Origin of the sequence: Aminobacter sp. BA135, from assembly GCF_050859125.1 — a bacterium.
In the GTDB taxonomy this organism is placed as follows: domain Bacteria; phylum Pseudomonadota; class Alphaproteobacteria; order Rhizobiales; family Rhizobiaceae; genus Aminobacter; species Aminobacter ciceronei.
Genome location: NZ_CP139573.1, coordinates 431070 through 445863, shown reverse-complemented (window position 1 = coordinate 445863; position 14794 = coordinate 431070). Strand labels below are relative to the sequence as shown.

General features: G+C 62.2%; 12 protein-coding genes and 1 pseudogene. 12 read left to right on the top strand and 1 reads right to left on the bottom strand.

All coding sequences use genetic code 11. The features are described from left to right. Position 1: 1 nt before the first annotated feature. Both SLT36_RS30005 and SLT36_RS30000 read left to right on the top strand, forming a co-directional pair. Positions 2-3064, top strand: coding sequence for a sarcosine oxidase subunit alpha family protein (locus tag SLT36_RS30005; protein ID WP_432288732.1), 3063 nt, complete (start codon positions 2-4; stop codon positions 3062-3064). After that, positions 3057-3689 (top strand): sarcosine oxidase subunit gamma, encoded by a 633-nt coding sequence (locus SLT36_RS30000; protein ID WP_432288731.1) that lies wholly within the window; start codon positions 3057-3059, stop codon positions 3687-3689. The genes SLT36_RS30005 and SLT36_RS30000 overlap by 8 nt, the downstream gene beginning before the upstream one ends. A gap of 425 nt (positions 3690-4114) precedes the next feature. Here the strand turns inward: SLT36_RS30000 and SLT36_RS29995 are convergent, their stop codons facing one another. Further along, on the bottom strand, positions 4115-4495 hold the full coding sequence (locus SLT36_RS29995) for a hypothetical protein (RefSeq protein WP_432288729.1): 381 nt from the start codon (positions 4493-4495) through the stop codon (positions 4115-4117). A 360-nt stretch (positions 4496-4855) separates the two neighbouring features. On the opposite strand from SLT36_RS29995, the gene SLT36_RS29990 reads away from it, so the two are divergent. The 10 genes and pseudogenes from SLT36_RS29990 to SLT36_RS29945 all read left to right on the top strand — a co-directional run bounded on the left by SLT36_RS29990 (position 4856) and on the right by SLT36_RS29945 (position 14717). After that, positions 4856-7564, top strand: a complete 2709-nt coding sequence (locus SLT36_RS29990; protein ID WP_432288728.1) for a phosphoenolpyruvate carboxylase — start codon at positions 4856-4858, stop codon at positions 7562-7564. Between the two features lie 40 nt (positions 7565-7604). Continuing rightward, a pseudogene (gene glyA / locus SLT36_RS29985) lies at positions 7605-8911 on the top strand (serine hydroxymethyltransferase). 77 nt (positions 8912-8988) lie between these two features. Further along, positions 8989-9636, top strand: a complete 648-nt coding sequence (locus SLT36_RS29980) for a LuxR C-terminal-related transcriptional regulator (protein ID WP_432288727.1) — start codon at positions 8989-8991, stop codon at positions 9634-9636. A gap of 630 nt (positions 9637-10266) precedes the next feature. Continuing rightward, a complete protein-coding gene (locus SLT36_RS29975; protein ID WP_310323612.1) occupies positions 10267-10584 on the top strand; it encodes a hypothetical protein in 318 nt (105 codons plus the stop codon). A 10-nt stretch (positions 10585-10594) separates the two neighbouring features. Beyond that, the gene (locus tag SLT36_RS29970) at positions 10595-10978 is read left to right on the top strand and encodes a hypothetical protein (RefSeq protein ID WP_432288726.1); all 384 of its coding nucleotides are present in this window, start codon (positions 10595-10597) and stop codon (positions 10976-10978) included. Positions 10979-10989: 11 nt separating this feature from the next. Beyond that, positions 10990-11157: a hypothetical protein gene (locus SLT36_RS29965; protein WP_432288725.1), complete on the top strand. Its 168-nt coding sequence runs from the start codon at positions 10990-10992 to the stop codon at positions 11155-11157. A gap of 10 nt (positions 11158-11167) precedes the next feature. Next, a complete protein-coding gene (locus SLT36_RS29960) occupies positions 11168-12565 on the top strand; it encodes an APC family permease (protein ID WP_310323605.1) in 1398 nt (465 codons plus the stop codon). A 67-nt stretch (positions 12566-12632) separates the two neighbouring features. Further along, positions 12633-13331 carry a hypothetical protein gene (locus tag SLT36_RS29955; protein ID WP_432288723.1) on the top strand — a complete coding sequence of 233 codons (699 nt, stop codon included), beginning with the start codon at positions 12633-12635 and terminating at the stop codon, positions 13329-13331. 7 nt (positions 13332-13338) lie between these two features. Beyond that, positions 13339-13602, top strand: coding sequence for a hypothetical protein (locus SLT36_RS29950; RefSeq protein ID WP_432288722.1), 264 nt, complete (start codon positions 13339-13341; stop codon positions 13600-13602). 461 nt (positions 13603-14063) lie between these two features. After that, complete coding sequence (locus SLT36_RS29945; RefSeq protein ID WP_432288720.1) at positions 14064-14717, top strand: class I SAM-dependent methyltransferase; 654 nt, start codon at positions 14064-14066, stop codon at positions 14715-14717. Positions 14718-14794 lie beyond the last annotated feature (77 nt).

Below are 14794 nucleotides of genomic sequence, written 5' to 3'. Positions count from 1 at the left end.
GATGTCGGGCTATTCCGGATCCGAACCGCTCGGCAGGACGGCCGCACTCGAGGGCGCGCCGACCAGCGCCCGCAGTCAGGCAGCTTCAGCCAGCCAGTCGCATCGCCTGCGCAGCGGCGGCCTGATCGACCGTCAGCAGCCGCTGCAGTTTTCGTTCGATGGCAAGGTCATGTCGGGCTTTGCCGGCGACACGCTGGCCTCGGCGCTGGTCGCCAACGGCGTCAAGCTTGTCGCCCGTTCATTCAAGTATCATCGCCCGCGCGGCATCATCACCGCTGGCTCCGAAGAGCCGAGCGCGCTGGTCGAAATGCGCAGCGGTGCCCGCAAGGAGCCGAACACCCGCGCCACCACCCAGGAGCTCTATGACGGGCTGGTCGCCCAGAGCCAGAACCGCTGGCCGTCGCTGCGCCGCGACTTCATGTCGATCAACCAGCTTGCCGCGCCGATCTTCGTCGCCGGCTTCTACTACAAGACCTTCATGTGGCCGGCCAAGTTCTGGGAGAAGGTCTACGAGCCGCTGATCCGCCGTGCGGCTGGTCTCGGCAAGAGCGCCGAGCTGCCCGATCCAGACCACTACGACAAGGCCTGGGCGCATTGTGACGTGCTCGTCATCGGTGGTGGTGCCGCTGGTCTTGCGGCCGCCCTGGCGGCCGGCCGTGCCGGTTCGCGCGTCATCCTCGTCGAGGAAGACAGCCGTCTCGGCGGTCGTCTGCTCAGCGACGGTGGCGAAATCGACGGCATGCATGCCGAGGAGTGGGTGCGTCGTACGACCGACGAACTCACCGCCCTTCCGAATGTCCGCATCATGGTCCGCACGGCGCTGTTCGGTGTCTATGATGGCGGCGTCTATGCCGCGCTCGAGCGTGTCAACGACCATGTTCCGGTGCCGGGTCCGCATCAGGTCCGCCAGCGTGTCTGGCGCATCGTGGCCAAGCGTTCTGTTGTGACGGCCGGGGCCATCGAGCGGCCGATCGTTTTCCCGGGCAACGACCGTCCGGGCGTGATGATGGCATCCGCCGTGCGCACCTATGTCCACCGCTTTGCAGCGATGCCGGGTCGCAAGGTGGCGCTGTTCACCAACAATGACGACGGCTGGCGCACGGTCGAGGCGATACAGCAGGCCGGCGGCGACATCGCTGCCGTGATCGATCCGCGTGGCAACGTGCCGGCGGAATACCAGGCGCTTGCCGAGCTTTCCGACCTGCGCGTGTTCTCAGGTGGCATTTCGGACGTCAAGGGTGGCGTCGACGGCGTGCGCGGCGTTGTCGTCACCGACGGCAATGGCCGTACGCAGCAGATCGACGCCGACTGCCTCGCCGTCTCCGGCGGCTGGAACCCGAATGTCGGGCTGTCCTGCTTCCATCGCGGGCGGCCGGTCTGGCGCGACGACATCGCCGCCTTCGTTCCCGGGGATTCGCCGAAGGGCATGACCACTGCCGGTGCCGCCAATGGCGAGTTCTCGCTCGGTGGCTGCCTGCGCGATGGTCATGCTGCGGGTGCAGCCGCCGCCGCCGAATGTGGTGCATCCGGCAATGCCGGCGAGGCGTCAGAAGCCGGCGACGAGGTCTATGCGATCTCGCCGCTCTGGCAGGTCAAGGCCAAGGGCAAGGCCTTCGTCGACTTCCAGCACGACGTTACCGCGTCCGACGTGACGCTGGCGCAGCGCGAAGGCTTCGAGAGCGTCGAGCATCTCAAGCGCTACACCACGCTCGGCATGGCGACCGACCAGGGCAAGACGTCGAACATCACCGGCCTCGCCATCATGGCCGAAGCCACCGGCCGCACCATCCCGCAGACCGGCACGACGATCTACCGTCCGCCCTATGCGCCGGTGGCGATCGGCGCGCTGGCCGGCCATCATCGCGACGAGAATTTCCATGCCTGGCGGCTCACGCCGTCGCATCACTGGGCTGCAGCCCGGGGCGCGGTCTTCGTCGACACCGGCCTGTGGAAGCGCGCGCAGTGGTATCCGCAGCCGGGCGAAAAGGACTGGCTGGAGTCGGTAACCCGCGAAGTGCTGGCCGTGCGTAACGGCGTCGGCTTCTGCGACGTCTCCACCCTCGGCAAGGTCGACGTCCGCGGCGCGGACGCCGGCACCTTCCTCGACCGCGTCTATATCAATGCCTTCTCGTCGCTTGCCGTGGGAAAGGCCCGTTACGGCCTGATGCTGCGCGAAGACGGCATCGTCATGGACGACGGCACGACCTCACGTATCGCCGAAGACCACTATTTCCTGACCACGACGACCGCCAAGGCCGGCCCCGTCATGGCGCATCTCGAATTCTGCCGACAGGTTCTGTGGCCTGAACTCGACGTGCAACTGTCGTCGGCTTCGGACCAGTGGGCGCAGTTCTCGATTGCTGGGCCCAACACCCGCAAGCTGCTCCAGGAACTCGTCGATCCGTCCGAGGACATGTCCAACGAAGGTTTCCCCTTCATGGGCGCCCGCGAGGTCAAGCTGCGCGGCGGCGTCACTGCCCGCTTGTTCCGCATCTCGTTCTCAGGTGAAATCGCCTTCGAAATTTCGGTCCCGGCTCGTTATGGCGCTGCCATGGCGCAGAACCTGATGATCGCCGGCCGCGACCTGGGCGTCACGCCCTATGGCACCGAAGCCCTGGGTGTGATGCGCATCGAGAAGGGCCACGTCGCCGGCCCCGAGCTCAACGGCACCACGACCGCCGACGATCTCGGCCTCGGCAAGATGATGTCGAAGAAGAAGGACTTCATCGGCCGCGTCATGGCCGGTCGCGAAGCACTGACGGCACCTGACCGCCAGGTCGTCGTCGGCATCAAGCCGCTCGACCAGAAGCGTCGGCTGCGCTCCGGCGCCCATGTCGTTCCCAAGGGCGCGATCCCCGGTCCGGAAACCGACCAGGGCTACGTCAGCTCGGTCTGCTATTCGCCGATGCTGGAACAGTGGATCGGCCTTGGCCTGGTCGAACGCGGTCGCGAGCGCTTCGGCGAAGTCGTGCGCATCCACGACCCGTTGCGTAGCGAAGACTACGAAGCCGAAATCTGCAACCCAGTCTTCTACGATCCAGAAGGAGCGCGCCAGCGTGGTTGATTATCTCTGGAACACCCAATCGCCGCTGCAGAAGGCGCTTGTTCCCGGCCGCCATGGCGCAGCCGGCGCACATGTCGGCGTAACGCTGAACGAGGTGCGCGACATCGTGCTGGTGCAGGTCATGGCCCGGCGTGGCAAGGCAGCGGACGCCACGAAGGCCGCGAAGAAGCTGTTCGGCATCGAGGCGCCGGCTACGCCCAAGGCTGTCACCGGTAAGACGGCGACGCTGATCTGGTCGGGCCCCGATCAGTTCACGGTCATTGCGCCCCGGACCGACGAGGCGTCGCAGCTTGCGGCCATGGTGCAGGTCTTTGCCGGATCAGCATCTTTGTCCGACCAGTCGGATGGCCGCTGCTTGATCCGGGTTTCAGGCCCACGTGGCCGCGACGCCATCGCCAAATTCTCGTCGCTCGATCTGCATGACCTGGCCTTTCCGGTCGGCGCTGCGGCCAATACCTCGGTCGACCATACGGCGGTGAACCTGTGGCGCGATGCAAATGGCGCTGACGGCCACCCCGTTTACAACATGCTGGTGTTCACCAGCTTCGCCGACAGCCTTTGGCATACCATCGTGGATGCGTCGCTGGAGTATGGCGTCGAGGCAGCGAGCGCCCGGGCCGCCTGATAGAGCGCAGACAGACATCAGAAGCCCCGGCTGACAGCGCGGGGCTGCTGACAATTCTGGATGGTTCCGCAACGGTGCTCTGTCCTTGCAGGTAGAGTCCAAGCATGCCCGCCGGCATACTCAACCAGATCCCCATTCCCGCCAGCCATGACACGATCGTGCTCCTGGACTGGATGTCGGATGAGACAAGAGATGGCCGCAACCTCTCAGGATAACTCTGGATGGCCAGCCGGTTTGGAAGGCAGCTCCATCGCAGAATGGGACGATGGATTGCTTCGTTGCAGTAGCCGCCAACACGTGGAGTTGCTACCGCGTGACTGTCGAAGTCGACAGCGGGGCGATCACGGTCCTGTATATTACCAAATAGCCTCTTGTTTCTAAGCGAAGCTGCCGCGCGAGGCGGCAGCAAGAATTCTGCATCGGGCTTAGGCTTCGACGCAGGCCTTGCGCAGCTCGATCAGCGAGGCGGTCGGGCGCAGCAGCGACAGCGTCAGACGCTCGACGCAGATCGGCATGACCAGCTTCGCGCCATCGGCATAAAGCGAACCACCCGAAACGCGGAACGAACCCTTGTCGACGATGGTTTCGAGCACGTCGCGGGTGCGCAGCGGCAACAGGTCGGTACAGGCGCTCATGCGCGCGAAGATGTGGCTGATGGGGACGTTGTAGCCATCGACGGCTACGAGAGGCTCTTCATTGCCTTCCTTCCATTCCTCAAGCGCTTCGAGCGCGTCATGGAAGGCATTGTGGAGGGTGATCGGCGCGTGGCCTTCGTAAAGTTCCGGCAGCACTTTCTGCATGTACATGTTCCTCTTCAAGCTCTGTTGGATCGTGCTGCGGCGATGCGGATCAGGGTAGTGGACCTCACTTTCATGCGCCTCCGGTACTTGCCTATTATGCAACATATTTGCACATGAGTTAAATCGCGTCCACTGCAAAACGCGCTGGACCAATCCACGCCAACATCCTGATCGTGTGCTTGCGGCGATAGTCCAATTTGGGCTTGGAGATCATCGTTCGGCCAGTTTCGGCACCACCCGAACGAATGGGAAATCTACCCGTCCGGGGCGTTTTCAAGCCGGCACAAAAACTGTCTGCTGTCAGTTAGGAAAACTGCATCTTTCCCGACAGCCGGCTCAACGAAACGGCACGGGAAACAACTCGAGATGAATGGGTGTCGCTTGGAGGAGAGCAGACCACTCAGCTTTCGCGAAGACGTGCGCAGCCTGCTGTTCAGGGTGCTGCTTTCAGTCGTCAGCGAACGCGAGCCCGATATGGCGGAGGTTCTTACCGGCCGCGTGAGCCTTGATGCGCTCGAAAGCGGGCAACGCATTGCCGCGCTGCAGGCCACCGGCATCTGGTTCCAGCTTGTTGCCATCGCCAATGAACTTCTGGCGATGCGCTCGCGCCGCGAACTCGAACAGATGGGCGGGGCCGACGAGGTCATCGGCTCCTTTGCCAATGTGATGGGCGAAATAGCAGCCGGCGGCTACCCGGCCGAGCAGATCCAGACTACCCTCGAAGAGCTCTGCGTCGGCCCGACGATGACGGCGCATCCGACCGAGGCCAAGCGCGTCACGGTCCTCGAAATCCACCGCCGCATCTACCGCAAGCTGACCGAGCTCGAGCAGCAACGTTGGGCGCCGCGTGAACGCGAACAGCTGATCGACGATCTCAAGAGTGAGATTGAGCTGTTGTGGATGTCGGGCGAGCTTCGGCTCGAGCGCCCGTCGGTCGAGCGCGAGATCGCCTGGGGCCTGCACTTCTTCCGCGAAGTGATCTTCGAAGCGACGCCCAAGCTCTATGACAGCGTCGAAGAGGCGCTGGCCCGTCATTATCCCGAATACGATATCAAGGTGCCGTCCTTCATGCGGTACGCCTCTTGGATCGGTGGCGACCGTGACGGCAATCCGAACGTCACGGCAAAGATCACAGCCTATGCGCTCAACGAGTGCCGCCAGGCGATCGTCGGCTGGTACATCGGCCAGGTGCGCAAGCTGGTCACCGTGCTCAGCATCAGCGCCAATGTCGTCGACATTCCCGATACCTTCATCAAGGCGCTTGGGCATGCGCTGCATCGCTCCGGCAATGCCTCGGAGATCGTCGCGCGCAATCCCGACGAGCCGCTGCGCCAGTTCGCCGGCGCCATGCTCGACCGCCTGGAAGCGATGCGCGGCGCGGCTTCCGCCAAGCCTTACACACGCTCGGAAGGCTTCAAGACCGACCTGCGCGAACTTGAAAACGTGCTGGGCCAGCTTGGCGGCAAGCTGATCGCCAGGCGCTTCGTCCGACCGCTGCGCCAGCAGGTGGAGACGTTCGGCTTCCGCACCGTATCGCTTGACATCCGCCAGAACTCGACGGTGGTGAACCGTGTGCTGGCCGAGTTGTTCAAGCTCGCCGAACCGGCCGCAGCACCCGCGCCCGACACGCCGCAATGGACGCAGCGTATCAGGGCGGCGCTCAATTCCGGCGAGCAGCTGGAGGTCGACAGGCTGGCGCTGTCAGAGGAAGCGCAGGAGCTGCTCGATCTGTTCGACGTCATCCGCAAGGCTTCGGCCGGCTTGAATGATGGTGCTGTCGGTGCCTTCATCCTGTCGATGACCCGGTCGAGCGACGATCTGCTCGCCGTCTATCTGCTTGCACAATATTCCGGCCTGGCGACGGCCATGGATGGCAGCGGAACCATCGCGCTGCGTGTCGTTCCGCTGTTCGAAACCATCGCCGATCTGCGCGCCGCGCCCGACATTCTCGACCAGCTGTTCGGCGTCTCGATCGTTCGCCGCTCGGTTCGTGACTTCGGCAACCGCCAGGAAGTGATGCTCGGCTATTCCGACTCAAACAAGGACGGCGGGTTCCTCGCCTCCAACTGGGAACTCAACAAGGCGCAGCGGCGGATCACGGCACTTGGCATCAAGCGCAAGGTCAAGATCAGCTTCTTCCACGGCCGTGGCGGTTCGGTCAGCCGTGGCGGTGCGCCGACGGGCAGGGCGATCGCCGCCCAGCCGGCGGGCACCATTGGCGGCGCAATGCGCGTCACCGAGCAGGGCGAGGTCGTGTCGTCGAAATTCGCCAATCGCGGCACCGGGCTCTACCAGCTCGAAATTCTCGCCGCGAGCGTCTTCGCCCACAGCGTCAAGTCGCAGAACGAGGCCGAACTCAAGGACATTCCGGAGTTCAGCGAGGCTCTGGAAGCGCTGACCGGCATGTCCCAGGCGTCCTATTCGGGGCTGATCAACGAGCCGGGCTTCATCGATTACTTCAATCAGGCGAGCCCGGTCGAGGAGCTGGCGCTGCTCAAGATCGGCTCGCGTCCGGCCCGTCGTTTCGGCGCCCGCGATATCTCCGATCTGCGTGCCATCCCTTGGGTGTTCGCCTGGAGCCAGAACCGCCACCTGCTGACCAACTGGTATGGTATCGGCAGTGCTCTGAACTCGTTCGTCAATGTCCGCGGCGATGCCGGCCTGGATCTGCTCAGGCAGATGTTCGAGCGCTCGCGCTTCTTCCGGCTGGTCATCGACGAGGTCGACAAGGGGCTCTACCAATCCGACATGGACATCGGGAAGCTCTATGCCGGGCTGGTCCAGGACCGCGAGGTCGGCGAGCGCATCTACGCCAAGATTTCAGCCGAATATGCGCTGACCCGGCGGATGATCTCCGAGGTCAATGGCGGCCTGAAATTGTCCGAGCGCTTTCCGGCCTTCAAGCGCCATTTCGACCGCATTCGCCCGCAGATGGACTCGATCCACCGGCTGCAGGTGCAGCTGCTGCGCGAGGTGCGCGCCCAGGACGACGCGACCGTCAACCCGAAGCGGGCCGTCAATGCGCTTCTGCTTTCGATCAACTGCATTTCCGCCGGTCTCGGCTGGACCGGATGACCCAGATTTCAGGCGTCTCAGGCGCCGCTAGGAGGAGCCCATGAATATCCCGACAAGACCCGGCATCGGCAGCGCCCGCAATTTCTTCCGCACCGGCGTCGCCCAGGCAGACCCCGCTGTCAGCGATGCGATGGGGCGCGAGCTTCAGCGCCAGCGCGACGAGATCGAACTGATCGCCTCGGAGAACATCGTCTCGAGGGCGGTGCTCGAAGCACAAGGCTCGGTGCTGACCAACAAATATGCCGAGGGCTATCCGGGGCGGCGATACTATGGCGGCTGCCAGTATGTCGACGAGGTCGAGGATCTGGCGCGGGAACGCGCCAAGGCGATGTTCAACTGCAGCTACGCCAACGTGCAGCCCAACTCCGGCAGCCAGGCAAACCAGTCGGTGTTCATGGCGCTGATGCAGCCGGGCGACACGTTCCTCGGTCTCAATCTCGCCGCCGGCGGTCACCTGACCCATGGCGCGCCGGTCAACCAGTCGGGCAAGTGGTTCAACGTCGTCTCCTATGGCGTCAAGCCCGACACCCATCGCATCGACATGGATGAGGTTCGCGACCTCGCCAAGAAGCACCAGCCCAAGGTGATCCTGGCCGGCGGCTCGGCCTACCCGCGCATCATCGATTTCAAGGCATTCCGCGAGATCGCCGATGAGGTTGGTGCCAAGCTGTTCGTCGACATGGCGCATTTCGCTGGCCTGGTGGCCGGTGGCGTGCATCCCAACCCGCTCGAACACGCCCATGTCGTGACGACGACCACGCACAAGACGCTGCGCGGTCCGCGCGGCGGCATGGTGCTGTCCAATGACGAAGAGATCGGCAAGAAGATCAATTCGGCGGTGTTCCCGGGTCTCCAGGGCGGTCCGCTGATGCATGTCATCGCTGCCAAGGCGGTCGCCTTCGGCGAAGCGCTGACGCCTGATTTCAAGGTCTATGCCGCCAATGTCGTCTCGAACGCCAAGGCGCTGGCCGAAACGCTCCAGGACGGTGGCGTCGACATCGTCTCCGGTGGCACCGACACGCATCTGATGCTCGTCGATCTCAGGCGCAAGAATCTCACCGGCAAGGCGGTGGAAGCAGCTCTTGGCCGTGCCCACATCACCTGCAACAAGAACGGCATCCCGTTTGATCCGCAGGGGCCGATGGTCACCTCAGGCGTTCGCCTGGGCACACACCGGCATGCACGACGCGCGGCTTCCTCAACGAGGAGTTCCGCCAGGTCGGGCGCATGACGATGGCCGTCATCGACGGGCTTGCGGCCAATGGCGAGGAAGGCAACGCCAAGATCGAGGCTGCCGTTCGTGAAGAAACGCACGATTTGGTCAGCCGATTCCGAATCTACGACTGAATTCTGTCGCTGCAGAGCGGGCATGTCTTGGCGAATTCGACTGGAATGCGCCAAGACATGATGTCGATGGCGGGCTGATGGCGCAACACAAGAAGCTGAATGTCCTGATCGCCGAGCGCAACCCGCTTGTGATTTCGGCTTTGCGCGACATGATCAGCCGCGACGAACGTTTTTCATTCGTCGAGGGTGTGCAGAGCGGCGATGCCTTCATCAAGGCGGTGGCCTCGGCCGAGCCGGCGTTCGATGTCGCGATCGTTGCCTGGAAGCTTTCCGACATGGATGCCAGCGAGGTTCTCACCGAACTGCACCGGCGACAGCTTGCCGCGCGCATGGTGATCTTTTCCAACGATCACGACGTCGGCATCCTCAAGCAATGTGTGCGCTTGGGCGTGCAGGGTTTCTGCTACCAGTTCGACGATCCGTGTATTCTGTTCGACACGCTGCTTGCGGTCGCCAATGGCCGCATCTGTATCCCCTATATCGATGTCGCCAAGATCAACGAGACGCCCTTGTCTCGTCTGACGACGCGCGAACTGGAGCTGCTTGGTGTGCTGGCGGACGGCTGGACCAATCTGCAGATCGCGACAAGAACCGGGATCTCCGAGAACACGGTCAAATACCACCTAAAGAATCTCTACGACAAGCTGGGCGTACGCAACCGCGCCATGGCAGTCGCGCTCTACGCCAGCGAGCGCAAGCGCGGCCCGCAGCCGGGCACTCGATAGAGCCTGTCAGGGCGGGCCGAGCGCCTGCTTCTCTTCCGCTTCCGAGAGCGAGGCCCTGGCCTGGGTCGTGGTCACATAGGCATCGACAGTATCGGAGGCTCCGGCCGGAACATAGTCCTGTCCGGCAGTTGGTGCCGCAATGGCAAGCCTGACATCCTACTGCTAGTCGGCGCGGCAGACCAAAGAAACAAGCGACGAGCCGAAGCTCGAACTCACGGCAGAGCGCATCGGCTCTATCGGCGCCTGATCTTTGCATTGACTGTAACAACCGGCGGCGACCGGCATCACATTCCAGTTGCCGCCGCAGCCGTTTGAGGCTGCCTCCACCTCGCGCGACTCCTCCTGTCGCTCACTCGGGAAAAACATAACGTGCAGGGCCGTTCCTGCCCGTTTGGGCAACGCGGACCGCCCGTTAGCGACCTCCGGCGTAAAAATTCCGACACCGCGTCAGCTCAACAAAAGCCAATCGATTCAATGGTCTTCGGCGTCATCGAAAGTCGTAGTGCGACAAGTGCGCGCGGTCGTCACTTGACAGGAAATTAACTTTGCCGGACATTCCTCAGGGGAAATTAATTTCCCGCAGAAGCAAACCAAAATGAAGCCGAAAACGGCCATGGTTGAGGAGGAAAAATGGAAGCGACTTTAAGTCAACAGCGCGGGGACGCGACTCTCGAGCAGCGCATCGACAAGATGCATGGAAGGGATCGAGCGGGTCTCGTGATATTTGTTGCGGTGCTCTGGTGCACCATGTTGTTCGCCCTGTTCAGCGTCTGGTCCTACATCTCCATCCCAGCTATCCGGATCATCCTGTCGATCGCCTGCGGCCTCGTGCTGGCCTTCAACACGGCGGCCATCGTCGCCATGCTGCGCCACTACGTCGAAGACAAACACTTCATCTATGGCCTCGACATCAAGCATCTCGACGAGATGCGTCGCCGTCGCGGCTGAGGAGCGCATAATGGCTTACAAACCTCCGAAACAGAGCCTCGCCGGCCAGATTTTCGACGTCGTGACCTTGCTGGTTCTGACCGTGGGCGCGCTCTACATCCCGCTCTATCTGGGCCTCGCTGGTGCCGCCAAGGTGCCAAATCCGATCGCCAACCCGACCTGGGAAGCGCTTGGCCAGAACGCCACCGAACAGCAGCAATGGGCAGCACTCGGCGTTACCGACCCGGCCGCCGCCAACGACATCATCACCGCCCGCTTCGACTACAGCTTTAGTTGGAGCGCGCTGATCGTCATGGCCGTGCTGGTCATCGGCTACTTCGTCATGGTCGTGCGGCTGTCCGACAGGGAATACCGCGAAGTCATCGAAGAACGCTTCGGCGACAAGAAGCGCTAGGGGAGGCCACAATGGATACCTGGAACATTCTGGAATACGCGGCCTGGGCTCTCTCCGCGCTGTTTGGCGTCCTGATGCTCATCGACCTCGTCCGCATCGACACGACCTATGACAACGAACTGTTGATCTCCTCTCGCGAAGGCGAGATCGAGGCGACCGCAGAACGCCACGAGATCTGAGGGGACGACGATGGCAAATGTGACTTCAACCGCAGCCGAGCCCGAACGGCTCCAGCTGCTGCGCGTGCTCGGCCCCGCCCACATCTGGGCGCTCGGCGTCGGCATCGTGCTCGTCGGCGAGTATATGGGCTGGAACTTCTCGGTCGGCAAAGGCGGCATGATCGCTGGCCTGATCGCCTGCTGGGTTGCAGGCCTGCTCTACACCTGCGTCGCCATGATAGATTCCGAGGTGACTTCGACGGTCGCCGCAGCCGGCGGCCAATACGCCCAGGCCAAGCACATCGTCGGCCCGCTGATGGCCTTCAACGTCGGCCTTTTCCTGGTCATGGCCTACACCATGCTGGAAGCGGCCAATGCGATCACCGTCGGCTTCCTGCTCGACACGGTTGCCGGCCTGCAGGGCCATACGGGGCTCAACCAGCAGCCCTTCATCATCCTCGCCATCATGTTCCTGGCGTGGCTCAACTATCGCGGCGTGCTCGCGACACTGACCTTCAACCTTGTCATCACCGCGATTGCATTCGTCTCGATCATCACGCTGTTCATCGCGGTGCAGTTCGGTGCTTCCAACGTGCCGCTCGACTTCTCAGCCATAACAAGCGATCCGCTGCCTTACGGGTGGGTCGGCATCGTCGCGTCGCTGCATTTCGGCCTCTGGTACTATCTCGGCATCGAGGGCACCTGCCAGGCCGCCGAGGAAGTGCGCTCGCCGGCACGTTCGCTGCCCTACGGCACGATGGCCGGCATCATGACGCTGCTGATCGCCGCGACCATGACCTGGTACGTCTGCTCGGGCTTGATCCCCTGGGAATATCTCGGCCAGGCCGGCACGCCGCTGTTCGACGCCGCCCGCGTCACCGGCAGCACGTCACTGATGGTGTTGCTGTTCGTCGGCACGACGTTCGCCACGCTCGCTTCGGCCAATGGCTGCATCAACGACGCCTCGCGCGCCTGGTTCTCGATGGGCCGCGACCGTTACCTGCCGAGCTGGTTCGGTGCTGTGCATCCGATCTACCGCACGCCGTACCGCGCCATCGTCTTCCTGGTCCCGATCGCGCTGATCTTCGCGCTCGGCGCGCCGCTTGACCAGGTCGTCACCTTCTCGATCCTGTCCGGCCTGCTCGGCTACACCTTCATGACCTTCAACATGGTGATGTTCCGCAACAAGTGGCCACTCGACACGATCAAGCGCGGTTATGTGCATCCGTTCCACCCGCTGCCGACGATCGTGCTGTTGATCCTGTGCTCGACGGCCTATTTCGCGGTGTTCCTCGGTTATGGCACGCAGCTCAGCGCGATGATGTGCTTCTACATCGTGGCTTCGCTCTGGTTCCACTTCCGGCGCTACCAGTTCGTGCGCCGCGGCGACCAGTTCACCATGCCCTGGCCGAAGCCGCAGGGTTACTGACACAGGCCCAAGCATGGCGGCGCGGCCCCCCCCGCGCCGCCATTTTCACAAAAACAAGGCGCCGCAGATGTTCACCACGCTTGCCTTTTCTGCCTTCATCGCAGTTTCCTGCGGCTGGATCGGTACGCGCGCGGTCCGCGAGCACCGCGATGCTCTCGCCGAACGCAGAGGACTGCTCAACGACGCTGCCCGGCTCCTCGAGAATTCGCAGATTACGTTCGGCTCCGACCAGTTTCCGGTTCTCGTCGGTCGGATCGGCGATGGCCGCCGGGCAAAGATCGAGCTCATCGCCGACACGATGGTCACGCGGCGACTGCCGCAGCTCTGGCTCAGGGTAACGCTGAGCGAAGCCGAGGAAGGCAACAGGCCGACAATCGGCGCGCTCGCCCGCCCGACAGGTGCGGAATACTATTCTCTGGTCCACGATATGCCGGAATGGCTGTCGCCGCCGCCGACCGATGCCTCGCTGCTGATGCGGGGCGATGGTCAGGCAACGGCATGGCAGGTCGAGCGTGTTTCGGCGCTGTTCCGGAGCCTGTTTGCAGACCCGAAGGTCAAGGAAGCCGTCATCACGCCGCGTGGCACGCGTATCATCCGCCAGGCCGCGCAGGGCGAGCCTGGAGCACATAAGGTGCTGAGGCAGGTGCGTTTTCCGTTGACGGCGATTCCCGCTGACCTCGTGGCGCTGGCCATCGCCGAAGCAAAGACGTTGAGCGCCTTGTTGGTCGAAGTCGACATCGTCGCTCCCGTCTATGAGGCGGCTTGAGGGTTCCATGACAAGACCGATCAATCCTTATGTTGTGCTGGCTCTGGCGATCGTGTTGCCCGGTGCTGGCCACGTCGCGGTACGCGCCGCGCCGCGCGGGCTCGCATTCGCCTTCTTTGTCGTTTTGTTTTCCGTACTGTCCTACGTCACCACGACGCCGGAAACATCATTCCTTGGTCGCCATGCCGGGGGCCTGTTCGTCTGGGCGCTTTCGATACCCGATGCCTATCGCCGGGCGCGGATACGCAGCGTCATGGCTCCGAAGGTATGACTTTCAGCTTGCCAGGGTTGGGGTCGAGCGTTCGAATCGCTTCACCCGCTCCAAATGTCCCAAAAAAAGGCCGCGGTTCACCGCGGCCTTCGTCGTTTCTGGGGGCAGCTTGGTCCCAATTGAGAATAGGACATCAAGGTCCGGGTTACCGGCGGGTTACAAGTACTCAGCTCGGACCCGCGTGAAATCGGGCTTCTATTGCGGCAAGCTCGATGCCGTCCTCCGTGAGGTATTCCAAGGGCTGTTGACTGAACTTTCAGACCAAGCGTTCAAGTCGCCAACATCGGTGACGACGGCTGCCCGTTAACCCCTAGGCACTGCCGTATCGCACATAGAGCATCAAAACCTATCGTTGTCGGCGCTGTTCACTATTCTAATTCCGTGCGTCGGCGTCCCGTATTGAAGAATGGCGTGTCCCAGAATAGTTATGGGGCAGTCATGTGGATAAGTGGATCACAAAGATGAGCGAGGGACATCTGCATCGTTGGTTCTTAAACAATGGCGACAAAATCGCCCATAAATGGCTGCACTATTTCGACATTTACGAGCGCCATTTTCAGCGGTTCCGTGGCCAGAACGCAGTAGTTCTTGAAATTGGCGTAGGCAGCGGTGGCTCTCTTCAAATGTGGAGAGATTATTTCGGACCTCGAACTACGATAATAGGACTGGACATTGATCCGCAGTGTAAGCAACACGAAGCCGAAGGGATCGAAATTATCATTGGCAGCCAAGCTGATACAGCAATCCTCGACGAAATTATGAGACGCCACCCAAAGATCGATATCGCCCTAGATGATGGAAGCCACGTCATGAGCGATATGATTGCGACGTTTGAGCATCTATATCCGCGTATTGATGTAAATGGATTGTACTTGGTCGAAGATTTGCACACTTGCTACTGGGAAGAGTACGGCGGCGGTCTGCGACGGCAGGGCAGCTTCATCGAATTGATAAAAGAGCGTATCGACGACATCAACGCGATGCATGCGCGTGGGGTTATCCCGGTCAGTGAGTTCACGCGGTCCACTGACTCCATGACTATATATGATAGCGTCGTCGTGTTTGAGAAAAGACGTCAAGGCAGGCGTCAAGCAATCATGACGGGTGGATCTTAGGCCGTAGCCAAGCGAGTCCAAGCCTTATCAATATGTGCGCCGTCGACCCTGGTTTAGGCGGCAAGCCGCAGCTCCCG